The organism is Streptomyces sp. NPDC093261 (assembly GCF_044753645.1).
Lineage (GTDB): Bacteria > Actinomycetota > Actinomycetes > Streptomycetales > Streptomycetaceae > Streptomyces.
On record NZ_JBIVNO010000014.1, the window covers coordinates 115,194 to 129,127 of the forward strand.

The window sequence follows — 13,934 nt, forward strand, 5'->3', positions numbered from 1 at the left end:
AGCCCTGGAGGCGGTCACCGGGGGCGCTCTGACGGGTCTCGGTCCGGTGCTTCTCCTCGAGCCTCTCGTCTCCTGACGACCGCGCGCCGCACCAGCAGCGGCAGGACGTGCCACAGGGCCGCGCACACCAGCAGCGTGCCCGCGCCGGCGGCGATGCCCGCCGCGCGGCCGAGCGACACTTCCACCACCAGCAGCACCGAGCCGGTGAAGGCGAGCGCCAGCACCACCAACCCGGCCGCCGCGAGCCGGGAGGAGATCCGCACGATGGCGGGCTTGACGTTCTGCTGGAAGAGCATTCGGTGCAGCGCGGCCGGGGCCGTGAACAGGGCCGCGGCCACCATCGCCAGCAGCAGCGTCGTGACATAGGTGACGCGCTGGGCCGTGTCGAGGGACGGGAAGCGCTGGGTGAACGCGAGGGTCAGCAGGAACGCGAAGAGAATCTGCACGCCGGTCTGCGTGACACGCAGTTCCTGCAGCAGCTCGGCGAAGTTGCGGTCGGCGCGCTCCAGCGGTGTCTCGTGCCGTGCCTCAAGAGGTGGTCGGTCGGCCATGGTGAACGAGTAACCGCTGCGACCCTCTTCACGCCCCGGGGCCGCGTCCTCGCCCGTCCCCGCGGGGACGCACCCGCCACCCACGGGGACACGGCGTACGCGCGGGGTGACGGCGGCCCGTGCCGTCACCCCGCCCGCCGGATCAGCTGACCCGGCCGTACCAGACGCTCCTGGTCCAGATCTTCTCGAGCCGTACGACGGACCCGGTCTTCGGGGAGTGCCAGATCTTTCCCTTCCCGGCGTAGATGCCCACGTGGTAGACGTTCCGGCCGGAGTGGAAGAACACCAGGTCGCCGGCCTTGCGGTGGGAGGCGGAGATGTGGTGCGTCTTGTTGTACTGCCCCGCTGCCGTGCGGGGTAGGGACTTGCCCGCCTTCTTGTAGGCGTAGAGGGTGAGTCCGGAGCAGTCGAAGCGGCGCGGCCCGGCGGCCCCCCACTTGTAGGGAGACCCCTTCTTGGACGCCGCGATCTGGAGCGCCTTTGTCGCCGGCGTCGCGGCCGCCGCGTCGCTTGCGACGCCGGGAACCGCGATGCTGCCGCCGACGGCGGCGAGGGTGAGGGCCGAGGCGGTGCCGGCCCGGGTCAGCAGCGACGGGACACGATTGAGCGCAGTCATGCGCAACCCTTCGTCAGCCGCCTGTGAAGGATGACCTGTCGGATTCGGGCTGGCGAAGTAGCCCGGCCGCTCGCGCGGCTTCACCCCAAGGACCACCCGGATCTCTCCGGGAGGCCCGCCTTGCTGGGTCCTCCACTCCTGCCGATCCACTTCTGTCGACCGGATCATCCGGGCGGCGGCAGGATTCGGCGTCCGCCCGGACCGCCCCGCCGCGGTGGCGGGGGCTTGTCGTCAGCAAGGGATCTTCGCCCAGGGATGTCGGAAAATCACAATGGAATCGAGGGTTTGTGGCATTACTCACCACTCACCCGTTCGGCCGGACACCCTTGTGTGTGAGGGCCGTTGAGGGGATCGACGAGGCCCGGACCTGCGGCGGAGCATGTCATGGCGCCCTGGATGCCCCGCACTTGGCCCACGTTCTCCCCGCTCCCGGACGGAGCACCCTCTACGCCGGGCAGGGGTACGCCATTTGGTCCGTTTGATCCCGGGGCCGGACGCAGGGCCGACGGCGCGGGCCGTGCGCGAACGCCGACCGGACCGTGGTCAACTGCACACCGCGTACCACAGATCACCGGCCGTCAGTCAGGACCCGACCGATCCCCGCGCGCCATGCGTCACTCCGGTCCGGGCGGCACGGCGACCCGGGCCGCGCGCCGCTCGCCGTCGAGGACGCGCAGGGCCCGGGCCAGTGTGGGGCCATGCAGTTCGTGCTCCCCGCGCTGGTGCATGACCGTCAGGGCGTCGCGCAGGGTCGCCGCCTTGCTCGCCAGGGCCTGGGCGGCGCGCAGTCCGCGGTAGGTGTCCCCGGAGTGCGCCGGGTTGATGCGTCCGAGCAGGTCGACTACGTCGAGGTAACGGTCGATCACCTCCGCCTCGGCCCGGGTCAGTGCGGGCAGCGGGGGCAGTTCGGGCGGCAGCATCGGCGGCTCACCTCGCGTCGGACGCGGGGCGCGACGCCTTGCGGCTCGGGATGATGCGGTCGATCAGTCCGTACTCCACCGCGGCCGGAGCGTCGAGCATCGTGTCCCGCTCGATGTCGGCGGCGATCCGCTGCGGACTCTGCCCGGTATGGCGTACGAGCATCTCCTCCAGTCGCCCGCGTACGCGCATCAACTCCTCGGCCTGGATCACCAGATCGCCGGTCTGTCCCTCGATGGGTTCGGGCAGGGACGGCTGCTGGAGCAGCACCCGTGCGCCGGGCAGGGCGAACCGTTTGCCCGGCGTCCCTCCGGCCAGCAGCACGGCCGCGGCGGACGCCGCCTGGCCGAGGCAGATCGTCTCCACGTCGCAGCCGACGTACTGCATCGTGTCGTAGACGGCGGTCATCGCGCTGAACGAGCCGCCGGGAGAGTTGATGTAGAGCGAGATGTCACGGTCGGGGTCCAGGTACTCGAGATGCATGAACTGCGCCATCACGTCGTTCGCCGAGGTGTCGTCGATCGGTGTCCCCAGGAACACGATCCGCTCGTCCAGCAGCTTCGAGTAAGGATCCAGGGTCCGGTGCCCATAGCCGGTCCGCTCGGTGAACTCGGGCAGGACATGACGTGCGGACGGTCGGTTCATGACACAGGCCTCCTCGGAATCGCTCCTGTAAAAAATGTACAGGATGTACGTTGTCCGAGGCATGGAAAATCGCCCAGAGCGAAGCCGGCACGCCGAGAGCGAAAACGGAGGCGGCCCCCGGTCCGAGCCGTCCTCGCCCCGGCACTTCCGGGGCCCCGGTCTAAGCTGGACCACATGGCCTACGAGATTCCGGTGACGCAAGCCAGGGCTGAACTCGCCGATCTGATCAACCGCGTGGTGTACGGCGGCGAGCGTGTCGTCGTGACACGGCACGGAAAGCCTCTCGTCGCCCTGGTCTCCGCCGCCGACCTCGAGCGGCTCGCCGCACTGGACGCCGCTGAGGAGCAGGTGATCAGCTCGGTCTCCGGCGTCCGCGAGGTTCCCTCGGTCCGGCCCGAGCGACACCGCTTCGGCATCACCGCGGAGCATCGGGGGCCCGACCCGTCCTGACGGCGGCCGCTCGAACGGGCGGCCCCCTGCCCGCGTCGTCGCACGTCTGAGCGCCCTGAGCGCCCTGAGCGCCCTGAGCGCCCTGAGCGCCCTGAGCCCTTGTGTCCCGTGCGCCCTGCGCCCCGTGCGCCGTGCACCCTGCGCCCCCTGTGCCCTGCGCCCCCTCGGGTCCGCCCCCTCGTCCCTGGTGCGGTCCCCGAATGCTTCCCCCGGCTGGCGGCAGCCGCCGATCTCTGGTGCGGTGGAGGCGGCGGCCGGTGCCAGGTCGCGCCGGCGGCTTTGCGGCTCACCGTCCGGTTAACGCGCGTGAAACGCGGTCCAACTAACCTGCCCATCCACGCCACCAGGGACTTTGACCCGTGGCTGCGGCAACCGGACCCCGCACGGTCCGGAGCGAGGACGGTGAGGTGGGACGTGCATCTGACCCCGCACGAACAAGAGAGGCTGCTGATCCATGTGGCGGCCGACGTGGCCGAGAAGCGCCGGGCCCGTGGACTCAGGCTGAACCATCCGGAGGCGGTCGCCCTCATCACGTCCCACATCCTCGAAGGCGCCCGTGACGGGCGTACGGTCGCCGAACTCATGGCCTCCGGCCGCAAGCTGCTCACCCGGGACGACGTCATGGAGGGCATTCCGGAGATGATCCACGACGTCCAGGTCGAGGCCACCTTTCCGGACGGCACCAAGCTGGTCACCGTCCACGACCCGATCGTCTGACGGGGGACCGGCCGCCATGATTCCCGGAGAGATCCTGTTCGCGGAGGAGCCCGTCGTCTACAACGAGGGCCGCGAGATCACCCGGCTGACCGTGCTCAACGCCGCCGACCGGCCCGTCCAGGTCGGCTCCCATTACCACTTCGCCGAGGCCAACCCGGGGCTGGACTTCGACCGCGCCGCCGCGCGCGGCAAGCGGCTGAACATCGCCGCCGGCACCGCCGTGCGCTTCGAGCCCGGCATCCCCGTCGACGTGGAACTCGTCCCGCTCACCGGCGCCCGGGTCGTGCCGGGCCTGCGCGGGGAGACCGGAGGTGCCCTCGATGCCTGAGATCCCGCGCGCCGCGTACGCCAACCTGTTCGGTCCGACCACCGGCGACCGCATCCGGCTCGCCGACACCGATCTGCTCGTCGAGATCGAGGAGGACCGCTCCGGCGGGCCGGGGCTCGCCGGCGACGAGGCCGTGTTCGGCGGCGGCAAGGTCATCCGCGAGTCCATGGGCCAGTCGCGCGCCACCCGGGCCGAGGGTACTCCCGACACCGTCGTCACCGGGGTCGTCGTCATCGACCACTGGGGCATCGTCAAGGCCGACGTCGGCATCCGCGACGGCCGGATCAGCGCCCTCGGCAAGGCCGGCAACCCGGACACGATGGACGGCGTCCACCCGGACCTGGTGATCGGCCCGGAGACGGAGATCATCGCGGGCAACGGCCGGATCATGACCGCCGGAGCCATCGACGCCCATGTCCACTTCATCTGCCCCCAGATCGCCGACGAGGCCCTCGCCGCGGGCATCACCACCCTGGTGGGCGGCGGCACCGGACCGGCCGAGGGCTCGAAGGCGACCACCGTCACCCCCGGGCCCTGGCATCTGGCCAGGATGCTGGAGGCGATGGAGGGGTACCCGCTCAACTTCGGGCTGCTCGGCAAGGGCAACACCGTCTCGCACGACGCGATGCTCTCCCAGATCCGCGGCGGCGCCCTCGGCCTCAAGCTCCACGAGGACTGGGGCTCCACCCCCGCCGTCATCGACGCCGCGCTGACGGTCGCCGACCGCACCGGCATCCAGGTCGCCATCCACACGGACACCCTCAACGAGGCCGGGTTCGTGGGCGACACGCTCGCCGCCGTGGGGGGCCGGGGCATCCACGCGTACCACACCGAGGGGGCGGGCGGCGGGCACGCGCCGGACATCATGACCGTGGTGTCCGAGCCGCATGTGCTGCCCAGCTCCACCAACCCGACCCGGCCGTTCACCGTCAACACCGCCGAGGAACACCTCGACATGCTGATGGTGTGCCACCATCTGAACCCGGCGGTGCCCGAGGACCTCGCCTTCGCGGAGTCACGGATCCGGCCCTCCACGATCGGCGCGGAGGACATCCTGCACGATCTGGGCGCGATCTCCATCATCTCCTCCGACTCCCAGGCCATGGGGCGCGTCGGCGAGGTCATCATGCGGACCTGGCAGACCGCCCATGTGATGAAGCGGCGACGCGGAGCCCTGCCGGGCGACGGCCACGCCGACAACCACCGCGTACGTCGCTATGTCGCCAAGTACACGATCAACCCGGCGCTCGCCCAGGGCCTGGCCCATGTGATCGGCTCCGTCGAGACCGGCAAGCTCGCCGACCTGGTGCTGTGGGAGCCCGCGTTCTTCGGCGTCAAGCCGCACCTCGTCATCAAGGGCGGCCAGATCGCCTACGCGCAGATGGGAGACGCCAACGCCTCCATCCCGACCCCGCAGCCGATCCTGCCCCGCCCGATGTACGGGGCGATCGGGCGGGCCCCGGCCTCGAACTCGGTCAACTTCGTCGCGCCCCTGGCGATCGAGGACGGGCTGCCGGAGCGGCTCTCGCTCGGGAAGAGGTTCGTGGCCATCGAGTCCACGCGCGCAGTCACCAAGGCGGACATGCGCGAGAACGACGCCCGGCCCCAGGTGCGGGTCGACCCCGACAGCTTCAGCGTGCACATCGACGGGGAACTGGTCGAGGCCGCACCGGCCGAGGAACTGCCCATGGCCCAGCGATACTTCCTCTTCTGATGTCCAGGGCAGCGCTTCTCGTCCTGGCCGACGGCCGCTTCCCCGCCGGAGCGCACGCGCACTCCGGCGGGGCCGAGGCGGCCGTCCGCGCCGGGCGGATCACCGGGGCGGCGAGCCTGGAGGACTTCTGCCGGGGGCGGTTGCACACCGCCGGGCTGGTGTCGGCGTCCCTCGCCGCGGCGGCCGCGCTCGGTGTGGACCCGGCCGTGCTGGACGCCGCCGCCGATGCCCGTACGCCGTCGGCCGCGCTCCGGGGCGCCGCGCGCCGGCTGGGACGGCAGCTGATGCGGGCGGCGCGGGCCACCTGGCCCTCCGCCGAACTGGACGCCCTCGCGGCCGAGTTCCCCAAAGGGGCCCACCAGCCGGTGGTGCTGGGGCTCGCCACCCGGGCCGCGGGGCTCGGGGAACAGGATGCCGCGTACTGCTCCGCGTACGAGAGCGTGAGCGGGCCCGCGACCGCGGTCGTACGGCTGTTGAGCCTCGACCCCTTCGACGCGTCGGCCGTTCTCGCGCGGCTGGCGCCCGAGCTGGATCTGGTGGCCGACCGCGCGCAGGAGGCGGCGCGGCGCGTGCTCGACGACGGGGTCGAGGCGCTGCCCGCGGCGTCGGCGCCCCTGCTGGAGATCGGTGCGGAGGCGCATGCCTCCTGGCCCGTCCGTCTGTTCGCGTCGTAGAGGAGGCCCGCGTCCGTCCCCAGGCCCAGACCCTTCGCGCCGGTCCCTTCCGCCCAGTCCCGCTTTGCCGGTCCCTTCCCCTGGTCCCGCTTCCCGGTCGCTTCCCGGTCCCTTCCCCAGTCCGCCTCCCCAGTCCGCCTCCCCGGTCCCCCCGGTCCCGCCCTTCGGTCCTGAGACAGGAGCCGCCCCATGCACCTCGACCACTCCCACGACGGCCCCACCGCCGTCGGCGCCGACGCCCGCCGGCCCGACGGCTCACGGCGTGCCCTGCGGATCGGGCTCGGCGGTCCCGTCGGATCCGGCAAGACCGCCACCGTCGCCGCGCTCTGCCGGTCCCTGCGGGACGAGCTGTCACTCGCCGTCGTGACCAATGACATCTACACCCGAGAGGACGCCGAGTTCCTGCTGCGGGAGGCCGTGCTGCCGCCCGAGCGGATCGCCGCCGTGGAAACGGGAGCCTGTCCGCACACCGCCATCCGGGACGACATCTCCGCCAACCTCGAGGCCGTGGAGGACCTGGAGGACGAGGTCGGACCGCTCGATCTGATCCTCGTGGAGTCGGGCGGTGACAACCTCACCGCCACGTTCTCCAAGGGGCTCGTCGACGCGCAGATCTTCGTCATCGACGTCGCGGGCGGGGACGACATCCCGCGCAAGGGCGGCCCGGGTGTCACCACCGCGGACCTGCTTGTCGTCAACAAGACCGATCTCGCGCCGTACGTCGGGTCCGATCTCTCCCGGATGGCGGCCGACGCGAAGGCGCAGCGAGCCGAACTGCCCGTTGTCTTCCAGTCCCTGCGGACCGAGGCCGGTGTCGATGACGTGGCCGGCTGGGTGCGGACGCGGCTCGCCGCGTGGACGGCGTGACGACGGGGGTACGGGCCACCGCGCGGATCGTGGCCCGGGACGATGGCCGGGGCGGCACGTCCCTGCCGGTGCTGGCGGGCGAGGGACCGCTCGCGTTGCGCCGGACGCGTGCGCACGGTGAAGAGGCGCGCGTCATGCTCGTCGGCGCGATGAGCGGGCCGCTCGGCGGAGACCACTTCACCGTCGAGGCGGCCGTGGGCAGCGGCGCCCTGCTGCACGCGGGTTCGGCCGCCGCCACCATCGCCCTGCCCGGGCAGGCCAAGGGCGAGGCCCGCTACGACGTCCGGCTCGATGTGGCCGCGGGCGGCGAACTGCACTGGCTGCCCGAGCAGTTGATCTCGGCGCGGGGCAGTGAGCTGTCGGTCTCCACGCGCATCGACCTCGCGTCCGGGGCCCGTCTCGTGTACCGCGAGGAGCAGGTCCTCGGGCGCGTCGGAGAGGAACCCGGGCGGCTCACCAGCCGTCTCACGGTACGGCTCGACGGGCGCCCGCTGCTCGACCAGGAGGTGGCCTGCGGACCGGGCGCCCCCGGCGGGTGGGACGGGCCCGCCGTCCTGGCGGGACATCGGGCGTTCGGTCAACTCCTGGTCGTCAAGCCGGAGTTCGTGAGCCGGTCGGCCGAGGCACGGCTGCTCGGGGAGGATGCCTCGCTCACCCCGCTCGCCGGGCCCGGCGTACTCGTCACCGCGGTCGCACCGGACGCGCTGCGGCTGCGCCGGGTACTGAACGAGGCGCTGGAAGCGCTCAGTTGACCCAGCCGCCCGCTGTGCGGAGCGCCATGTACCGGTTATCGGATTGGTAAAGAAGCCAAGTCCCCTCTGTTCTCAGGGTTCTCACAGCGGCAAGGATCCCCGTACCTATCGCAACCTTGTACGGGGAGGTCCCACTTGAGGGGAATCAGACCGACGAGACGAGTGACAGCGCTCGCCTCTGCGGGGGCGCTCGTCACGGCGACGCTGATAGCCGGCGCCGTGGCGGCACCGTCGGCCACCGCCGACTCGCGCCATGGTCAGGACCGGGAGGCCCGTGGTGCGGCGATCGCCGCCGCACGCGCGGCCGAGGCAGGGATCGACTGGAAGGACTGCCCGGCGGACTGGGGGCTCGCGAAGCCCGTCCAGTGCGGCTGGGTCACCGTCCCGGTCGACTACGCCCACCCGGACGGCAAGCAGATCAAGCTCGCCGTCGACCGCGTCGGGAACACCGGCACCAAGGAGGAGCGCCAGGGCGCCCTGGTCTACAACCCCGGCGGCCCCGGCGGCTCCGGACTGCGCTTCCCGCTCCGGATCACCACCAAGAACCCGCTCTGGGTCAATGTCGCGAAGGCCTATGACTTCGTCGGCTTCGACCCGCGAGGTGTCGGCCACTCGGCGCCCATCTCCTGCGAGGACCCGCAGGAGTTCGTGAAGGCGCCCAAGGCGGACCCGGTTCCCGGCTCCGAGGCGGACAAGCGCGCGCAGCGCAAGCTCGCCCGTGAGTACGCGCAGGGGTGCCTCGACCGCACCGGCCGCACGATGCTCCAGCAGATGACCACCCCCAACACCGCGCGCGACCTGGACGTCATCCGGGCCGCCCTGGGGGAGAAGAAGATCAACTACCTGGGCGTCTCGTACGGCACCTACCTCGGCGCCGTCTACGGCACGCTCTTCCCGGGCCACGTCCGCCGCATGATCGTCGACAGCGTGGTCAACCCCTCGCGGGAGAAGATCTGGTACCAGGCCAACCTGGACCAGGACGTCGCCTTCGAGGGCCGCTGGAAGGACTGGGAGAACTGGGTCGCGGCCAACGACGCCTCCTTCCACCTGGGCACCACCCGTGACGCGGTGCAGGCGAAGTGGCTCGAGCTGCGCGCCACGGCGAAGAAGAACCCGATCGGCGGCGTCGTCGGCCCCGCCGAGCTGATCTCCTTCTTCCAGAGCGCCCCGTACTACGACTCCTCCTGGGTGCCGGTCGCCACCGTCTTCAGCAAGTACGTGGCCGGCGACACCCAGGCACTCGTGGACGCGGCCGCGCCCGACCTGTCGGACACGGCGGGCAACATCTCCTCCGAGAACGGCAACGCCGTCTACACGGCCGTCGAGTGCACCGACGCCAAGTGGCCCACGAGCTGGCGGAAGTGGGACCGGGACAACACCCGGCTCAACAAGGGCTACCCGTTCATGACGTGGGCCAACGCATGGATGAACCTGCCGTGCGCCACATGGCCGGTCAAGCAGCAGACCCCGCTGAACGTGAGGACCGGAGAGGGCCTGCCGACCGTCCTGATCGTGCAGTCCACGCGTGACGCCGCCACGCCGTTCGACGGCGCGGTCGAGCTGCACAAGCGCTTCAAGGGCTCCCGCCTGATCATCGAGAAGGACGCGGGCTCCCACGGCGTGACCGGTCTGGTCAACCCGTGCATCAACAGCCGCGTGGACACCTACCTGCTCACCGGCAGGACGGACAGCGCGGATGTGACGTGCACGCCGCACGCCACGCCGAAGCCGTAGGCGCGCGGGTGCGGACCCATAGGGCGTAGCTCTGCGCACGCGTCGTGACACACGCCGCGTGACAGGCGCGGGAAGGGGGGCGGCCGGACACCGGCCGCCCCCTGGTCGTGTCCGGATCCACCCGGGCTCACCCCAGCGGCATCCGCGGAAACCTGGGCGCCCGCTCGTCCGCCTTCCCGGCCTCCTCGGCCTTGACCTCCGCGGCGTACCGGTCGACGTACTCCTGCTCGGAGAGGGACAGGATGGCGTACATGATCTCGTCGGTGACGGCGCGCAGCACGGCCTTCTCGCTCTCCAGGCCGGCATAGCGGGAGAAGTCCAGGGGCTCGCCGAAGCGGATGGTCACGGGGTGGACGCGGGGGATGGCCCGGCCGGGCGGCTGGGCCTCGAACGTGCCGATCATCGCGCAGGGGATCACGGGGCACTGGGCCTTGAGGGCCATCACGGCGACGCCGACCTTGCCCTTGTACAGGCGCCCGTCGTGGGAGCGGGTGCCCTCCGGGTAGATGCCCAGCAGCTCGCCCTTGCCCAGGACGCCGAGCCCCTCGCGGATCGCGGCCTGTCCGGCCTCCTTGCCGGAGCGGTCCACCGGGATCTGGCCGGCGCTGCGGAAGAACCCGGCGGTGAGGCGGCCCTTGATGCCGGGCCCGGTGAAGTACTCGGCCTTCGCGAGGAAGGTGATGCGGCGTCTGAGAATCGCGGGCATCAGAAAATGGTCGGAGAACGAGAGATGGTTGCCGGCGACGATGGCCGGCCCGTCCGCCGGTACATGGTCGAGGCCCTCGATACGCGGCCGGAAGACCAGTCTGAGCAGGGGCCCGAGAAGGACGTATTTGAGCACGTAGTAGAACAAGAGCCTTGCTCCTCACTCCGGCGGATCGGCTCGACCGCCGTGTTCCAGCAGCTCAACCGGCATGTGATGGGGTGCCAGTGTAGGGTCGGGCGCGATCGGCCGGAACCGGGCGGGAGCCGACTCGCACGGCACCCGCGGACGGGGGCCGGGCCGGGGTGAGGGGAAGGCGGCGCGAAGCGCACGACTGACGTGTCGCTCCGCGCGGTTATGGATTACAGATAGTAGTCATCCTCCTGCTGCGGGCGTGCGGACGACGACTCGTCGTCCCTGCGACGGCCCTGCTGCTGTTCTTCCAGCCGGTGCTGGCGTTCCTGGCGCGCCTGCTCCTGAGCGCCCAGAGTCTCCTCGGTCATGTCCCTGAGGTGGCCCGAGTCGTCCTCGAACGGGTGACGTTCGCGGTCGGTCATGGCGGCTCACTCCTCGACGAGGTGAGACAAGGGGCGTGACTCCGCCCCCGATCAGCGTGGCACGACTCGCGGGGCCCTGCATATCGGCCCCCGGAGGGGCTCCCGCGGCTGCACACGTGCCCACGCCCGGATGCCCCTCCTTACGTCTCCTCCTCCATGCGGATCGACTTCCTGAGCTCCTCCAGGGCGTGGCTGTCCTTGTCCTCGTTCATCTCCAGCAGGGCGCGCGCGATCGCGTCGAGCTTGCGCTGAATGGCATGCTCCGCCCGCATCTCCGAATTCTTGAGCAGAGCGAGCAGCAGGAGGGTGACCGCGGTCATGGACTCCCCTGCGAGCAGAAGCACCTCCAGGGGCAACCCCGCGACATGGGCCGCCACGAAGAAGCCGACGAAGGCCAGGCAGATCAGGAAGAAGAGCGGAGAGCTGGTGAAGTTGGACGCTCGCTCCGCCAGTTCCTCGAAGATGCCGCGCCGGTGACCGCCGCGCTCGGCAGGACTCTGAAAGGTCATGAGGGAAGCCTTACCGGTCGCAGGACGAGTTCGGTGTGACGATGTCCGCAACCCCAGGCTCTGCCCGTCACGCGCGACAGGTCAAGACATCCCACATCCCTGAAGTCCCTTTCGTCATTTTGTGTTCATGTACCCGGCCCTCTACTCTCGGCTGTATGGGTGGAGTGCCTGAGCCGCACATCGGTTGGACGTTCCTCACCAACCACGCACGCGTCCTGGCCGCGATCGCCGACGATCGGACCACCCGGATCCGTGACATCGCGGCCCGCTGCCGGCTGACCGAACGCGCCGTCCAGAAGATCATCGCGGACCTGGAACAGGACGGCTACCTCAGCCACACCCGCGAGGGGCGCTCCAACATCTACCGCATCCAGCCCGGCACCCTCCTCAGGCACCCGGCGGAGGCGAGCCTGAGCGTCGCCGACCTGCTCTCGCTGCTCGCCCGGCACGACGCCCGGACCGCCGGCCGGCACGAGCGCCAGCATCAGTGACGGCATCGGCCCCGGCAAAGGCACCGCCACCGGCGGCGCACACGGGGTGTGCAGCTCCCTCCCGCACCGGGTACTCGCACGTCCCGGTCACGAGAGGAGCAGCCAGTGAGCACCACAACGGGTAAGAAGATCGTGGTCACGGGCGCCACCGGCAACGTGGGAACCAGTCTCGTACGCCTGCTCGCCGAGGATCCGGGCGTGGCGAGCGTGCGGGGGCTCGCGCGCCGCGTCCCCGACCTCGGTCCCGATCGGGTGCGGTGGTCGGCGGCCGACCTCACCTCGGCGCGGGTCGACATGGTGGAGGAGTTCGCGGGCGCGGACGCGGTCGTACACCTGGCATGGGCCTTCCAGCCGACCCACGATCCGGTCGCGACCTGGGAGACCAATGTGCTCGGCAGCGTCCGGGTCTTCGAGGCCGTCGCCGCCGCCAATGTGCCGACGCTGGTGCACGCCTCGTCCGTCGGTGCCTACTCTCCGGGCCCCAAGGAACGGGCCGTCGACGAGTCATGGCCGACGCACGGCTGGCCGGACGCCGCCTACACCCGGGAGAAGGCCTATCTCGAGCGGACCCTCGACGCCTTCGAGTACGAGCACCCCGGGACCCGGGTGGTCCGGATGCGGCCCGCCTTCCTGTTCAAACGGGAGTCGGCGAGCGAACAGCGGCGGATCTTCGCCGGGCGGTTCCTGCCCGGACCGCTGGCCCGGCCCGAACTGCTGCCGTTCCTGCCGGACGTCTCCGGGCTGCGGGTGCAGGCCCTGCACACCGATGACGCGGCCCGCGCGTATCAACTCGCGATCCACGGCGAGGTGCGGGGCGCGTTCAACCTGGCCGCCGATCCGCCCCTCGACGCGGCCGTCCTGGGCGAGGTCATGGGGTCCCGCCCCGTACGGCTGCCCCGTACCGCCGCACGGTCGGCGATCGCCGCCGCGTGGGGGCTGCGTCTGCTTCCCGCCTCCCCGCATCTCTTCGACGCGGTGCTGCGGCTGCCGCTCATGGACTGCACCCGTGCGCACACCGAACTGGGCTGGCAGCCGCGCATGACGGCGACCGAGGTGCTGGAGGAGTTCCTCCAGGGGCTGCGGGAGGGCGCCGGCGCGGCGACCGCACCCTTGCACGGCCGCAAGGTCGGTTGAGGGCGGTATCGTGCGCCCGGAGGTGGCGCGGCATGGCGGTGCAGGTGGCGGTGTGCGGGCCGTCGCGATGCGGGGAGCGCGACCGGAATCTCGCCCATGAACTGGGGCGGCTGCTCGCGGAGCGCCAGGCCGTGGTGATCTGCGGGGGCCACGGCGGGGTGATGGCCGCTGTGGCGGCGGGCGCCCGGTCCCGCGACGGCCTGGTCGTCGGAGTCCTGCCGGGGGCCGATCGGGTCGGTGCCGGGCCGGATCTGAGCGTCGCGATCGCCACCGGCCTCGGGCAGGCGCGCAACAACGTGATCGTCCACAGCGGGGACGCCGTCATCGTGGTCGGCGGCTCGTGGGGCACGCTCTCGGAGCTGGCCCTCGCCATGCGCCGCGGCGATGTGCCCGTGGTCCAACTCGGCGACGGCTGGCGCCTCGTCGACGCCGGCGGACACGAGGTACCCGGCGTGCGGCAGGCACGGACACCCGCCGAGGCGCTCGACCTCACGGGACTGTGGGCCTGACCGGCACGGGCACGCCGCAGGGTTCTGCGACGCGGCGGCACCCGGGGCCCGTGGTGGTGCTCGGG

18 protein-coding genes and 1 riboswitch are annotated in these 13,934 nt (G+C 71.3%); of the genes, 11 read left to right on the forward strand and 7 right to left on the reverse strand.

All coding sequences use genetic code 11. The features are described from left to right. Positions 1–14: 14 nt before the first annotated feature. From ACIP94_RS26575 to ACIP94_RS26590, 4 genes are all read right to left on the reverse strand, one after another. Positions 15–551 (reverse strand): DUF6328 family protein, encoded by a 537-nt coding sequence (locus ACIP94_RS26575; protein WP_402430597.1) that lies wholly within the window; start codon positions 549–551, stop codon positions 15–17. 142 nt (positions 552–693) lie between these two features. Then, entirely contained in the window at positions 694–1,167 is a 474-nt protein-coding gene (locus tag ACIP94_RS26580; protein ID WP_402430600.1) for a C40 family peptidase, read from the reverse strand. A 3-nt stretch (positions 1,168–1,170) separates the two neighbouring features. Next, a riboswitch (cyclic di-AMP (ydaO/yuaA leader) is annotated at positions 1,171–1,368 on the reverse strand. A gap of 413 nt (positions 1,369–1,781) precedes the next feature. After that, positions 1,782–2,087, reverse strand: a complete 306-nt coding sequence (locus ACIP94_RS26585; RefSeq protein ID WP_402430602.1) for a hypothetical protein — start codon at positions 2,085–2,087, stop codon at positions 1,782–1,784. A gap of 7 nt (positions 2,088–2,094) precedes the next feature. Continuing rightward, a complete protein-coding gene (locus ACIP94_RS26590; RefSeq protein ID WP_402430605.1) occupies positions 2,095–2,730 on the reverse strand; it encodes an ATP-dependent Clp protease proteolytic subunit in 636 nt (211 codons plus the stop codon). 174 nt (positions 2,731–2,904) lie between these two features. On the opposite strand from ACIP94_RS26590, the gene ACIP94_RS26595 reads away from it, so the two are divergent. From ACIP94_RS26595 to ACIP94_RS26630, 8 genes are all read left to right on the forward strand, one after another. Continuing rightward, positions 2,905–3,180, forward strand: a complete 276-nt coding sequence (locus tag ACIP94_RS26595; protein ID WP_402430608.1) for a type II toxin-antitoxin system Phd/YefM family antitoxin — start codon at positions 2,905–2,907, stop codon at positions 3,178–3,180. A gap of 414 nt (positions 3,181–3,594) precedes the next feature. Beyond that, the gene (locus tag ACIP94_RS26600; protein ID WP_402430866.1) at positions 3,595–3,897 is read left to right on the forward strand and encodes an urease subunit gamma; all 303 of its coding nucleotides are present in this window, start codon (positions 3,595–3,597) and stop codon (positions 3,895–3,897) included. A gap of 16 nt (positions 3,898–3,913) precedes the next feature. Next, the gene (locus tag ACIP94_RS26605; protein WP_402430610.1) at positions 3,914–4,225 is read left to right on the forward strand and encodes an urease subunit beta; all 312 of its coding nucleotides are present in this window, start codon (positions 3,914–3,916) and stop codon (positions 4,223–4,225) included. Further along, complete coding sequence (locus tag ACIP94_RS26610; protein WP_402430612.1) at positions 4,218–5,939, forward strand: urease subunit alpha; 1,722 nt, start codon at positions 4,218–4,220, stop codon at positions 5,937–5,939. Before ACIP94_RS26605 ends, ACIP94_RS26610 begins: the two co-directional genes overlap by 8 nt. Then, positions 5,939–6,613 carry an urease accessory protein UreF gene (locus ACIP94_RS26615; protein WP_402430615.1) on the forward strand — a complete coding sequence of 225 codons (675 nt, stop codon included), beginning with the start codon at positions 5,939–5,941 and terminating at the stop codon, positions 6,611–6,613. The genes ACIP94_RS26610 and ACIP94_RS26615 overlap by 1 nt, the downstream gene beginning before the upstream one ends. A 189-nt stretch (positions 6,614–6,802) precedes the next feature. Beyond that, positions 6,803–7,480: an urease accessory protein UreG gene (ureG, locus tag ACIP94_RS26620; protein WP_402430618.1), complete on the forward strand. Its 678-nt coding sequence runs from the start codon at positions 6,803–6,805 to the stop codon at positions 7,478–7,480. Beyond that, positions 7,468–8,232 carry an urease accessory protein UreD gene (locus ACIP94_RS26625; RefSeq protein WP_402430621.1) on the forward strand — a complete coding sequence of 255 codons (765 nt, stop codon included), beginning with the start codon at positions 7,468–7,470 and terminating at the stop codon, positions 8,230–8,232. Before ureG ends, ACIP94_RS26625 begins: the two co-directional genes overlap by 13 nt. Before the next feature lie 135 nt (positions 8,233–8,367). Beyond that, the gene (locus tag ACIP94_RS26630) at positions 8,368–9,966 is read left to right on the forward strand and encodes an alpha/beta hydrolase (protein ID WP_402430624.1); all 1,599 of its coding nucleotides are present in this window, start codon (positions 8,368–8,370) and stop codon (positions 9,964–9,966) included. A 127-nt stretch (positions 9,967–10,093) separates the two neighbouring features. Here ACIP94_RS26630 and ACIP94_RS26635 read toward each other — a convergent pair whose 3' ends face one another. From ACIP94_RS26635 to ACIP94_RS26645, 3 genes are all read right to left on the reverse strand, one after another. Beyond that, positions 10,094–10,819, reverse strand: a complete 726-nt coding sequence (locus tag ACIP94_RS26635; protein WP_402430627.1) for a lysophospholipid acyltransferase family protein — start codon at positions 10,817–10,819, stop codon at positions 10,094–10,096. 212 nt (positions 10,820–11,031) lie between these two features. Further along, positions 11,032–11,226, reverse strand: a complete 195-nt coding sequence (locus ACIP94_RS26640) for a hypothetical protein (protein ID WP_402430630.1) — start codon at positions 11,224–11,226, stop codon at positions 11,032–11,034. Positions 11,227–11,366: 140 nt separating this feature from the next. Continuing rightward, positions 11,367–11,735 carry a hypothetical protein gene (locus ACIP94_RS26645; RefSeq protein ID WP_402430634.1) on the reverse strand — a complete coding sequence of 123 codons (369 nt, stop codon included), beginning with the start codon at positions 11,733–11,735 and terminating at the stop codon, positions 11,367–11,369. A gap of 155 nt (positions 11,736–11,890) precedes the next feature. On the opposite strand from ACIP94_RS26645, the gene ACIP94_RS26650 reads away from it, so the two are divergent. From ACIP94_RS26650 to ACIP94_RS26660, 3 genes are all read left to right on the forward strand, one after another. Next, positions 11,891–12,226: a helix-turn-helix transcriptional regulator gene (locus ACIP94_RS26650; protein WP_402430637.1), complete on the forward strand. Its 336-nt coding sequence runs from the start codon at positions 11,891–11,893 to the stop codon at positions 12,224–12,226. Positions 12,227–12,331: 105 nt separating this feature from the next. Then, positions 12,332–13,360, forward strand: a complete 1,029-nt coding sequence (locus ACIP94_RS26655) for an SDR family oxidoreductase (protein ID WP_402430640.1) — start codon at positions 12,332–12,334, stop codon at positions 13,358–13,360. Between the two features lie 32 nt (positions 13,361–13,392). Next, positions 13,393–13,869 (forward strand): TIGR00725 family protein, encoded by a 477-nt coding sequence (locus ACIP94_RS26660; RefSeq protein ID WP_402430643.1) that lies wholly within the window; start codon positions 13,393–13,395, stop codon positions 13,867–13,869. Positions 13,870–13,934: the final 65 nt, after the last annotated feature.

What these genes read in the sequence shown, in the direction of transcription:
- ACIP94_RS26575 (WP_402430597.1), bottom strand. Translation starts at nt 551, where the DNA reads ATGGCCGACCGACCACCTCTTGAGGCACGGCACGAGACACCGCTGGAG.
- ACIP94_RS26580 (WP_402430600.1), bottom strand. Translation starts at nt 1,167, where the DNA reads ATGACTGCGCTCAATCGTGTCCCGTCGCTGCTGACCCGGGCCGGCACC.
- ACIP94_RS26585 (WP_402430602.1), bottom strand. Translation starts at nt 2,087, where the DNA reads ATGCTGCCGCCCGAACTGCCCCCGCTGCCCGCACTGACCCGGGCCGAG.
- ACIP94_RS26590 (WP_402430605.1), bottom strand. Translation starts at nt 2,730, where the DNA reads ATGAACCGACCGTCCGCACGTCATGTCCTGCCCGAGTTCACCGAGCGG.
- ACIP94_RS26595 (WP_402430608.1), top strand. Translation starts at nt 2,905, where the DNA reads ATGGCCTACGAGATTCCGGTGACGCAAGCCAGGGCTGAACTCGCCGAT.
- ACIP94_RS26605 (WP_402430610.1), top strand. Translation starts at nt 3,914, where the DNA reads ATGATTCCCGGAGAGATCCTGTTCGCGGAGGAGCCCGTCGTCTACAAC.
- ACIP94_RS26610 (WP_402430612.1), top strand. Translation starts at nt 4,218, where the DNA reads ATGCCTGAGATCCCGCGCGCCGCGTACGCCAACCTGTTCGGTCCGACC.
- ACIP94_RS26615 (WP_402430615.1), top strand. Translation starts at nt 5,939, where the DNA reads ATGTCCAGGGCAGCGCTTCTCGTCCTGGCCGACGGCCGCTTCCCCGCC.
- ureG (WP_402430618.1), top strand. Translation starts at nt 6,803, where the DNA reads ATGCACCTCGACCACTCCCACGACGGCCCCACCGCCGTCGGCGCCGAC.
- ACIP94_RS26640 (WP_402430630.1), bottom strand. Translation starts at nt 11,226, where the DNA reads ATGACCGACCGCGAACGTCACCCGTTCGAGGACGACTCGGGCCACCTC.
- ACIP94_RS26645 (WP_402430634.1), bottom strand. Translation starts at nt 11,735, where the DNA reads ATGACCTTTCAGAGTCCTGCCGAGCGCGGCGGTCACCGGCGCGGCATC.
- ACIP94_RS26650 (WP_402430637.1), top strand. Translation starts at nt 11,891, where the DNA reads ATGGGTGGAGTGCCTGAGCCGCACATCGGTTGGACGTTCCTCACCAAC.
- ACIP94_RS26660 (WP_402430643.1), top strand. Translation starts at nt 13,393, where the DNA reads ATGGCGGTGCAGGTGGCGGTGTGCGGGCCGTCGCGATGCGGGGAGCGC.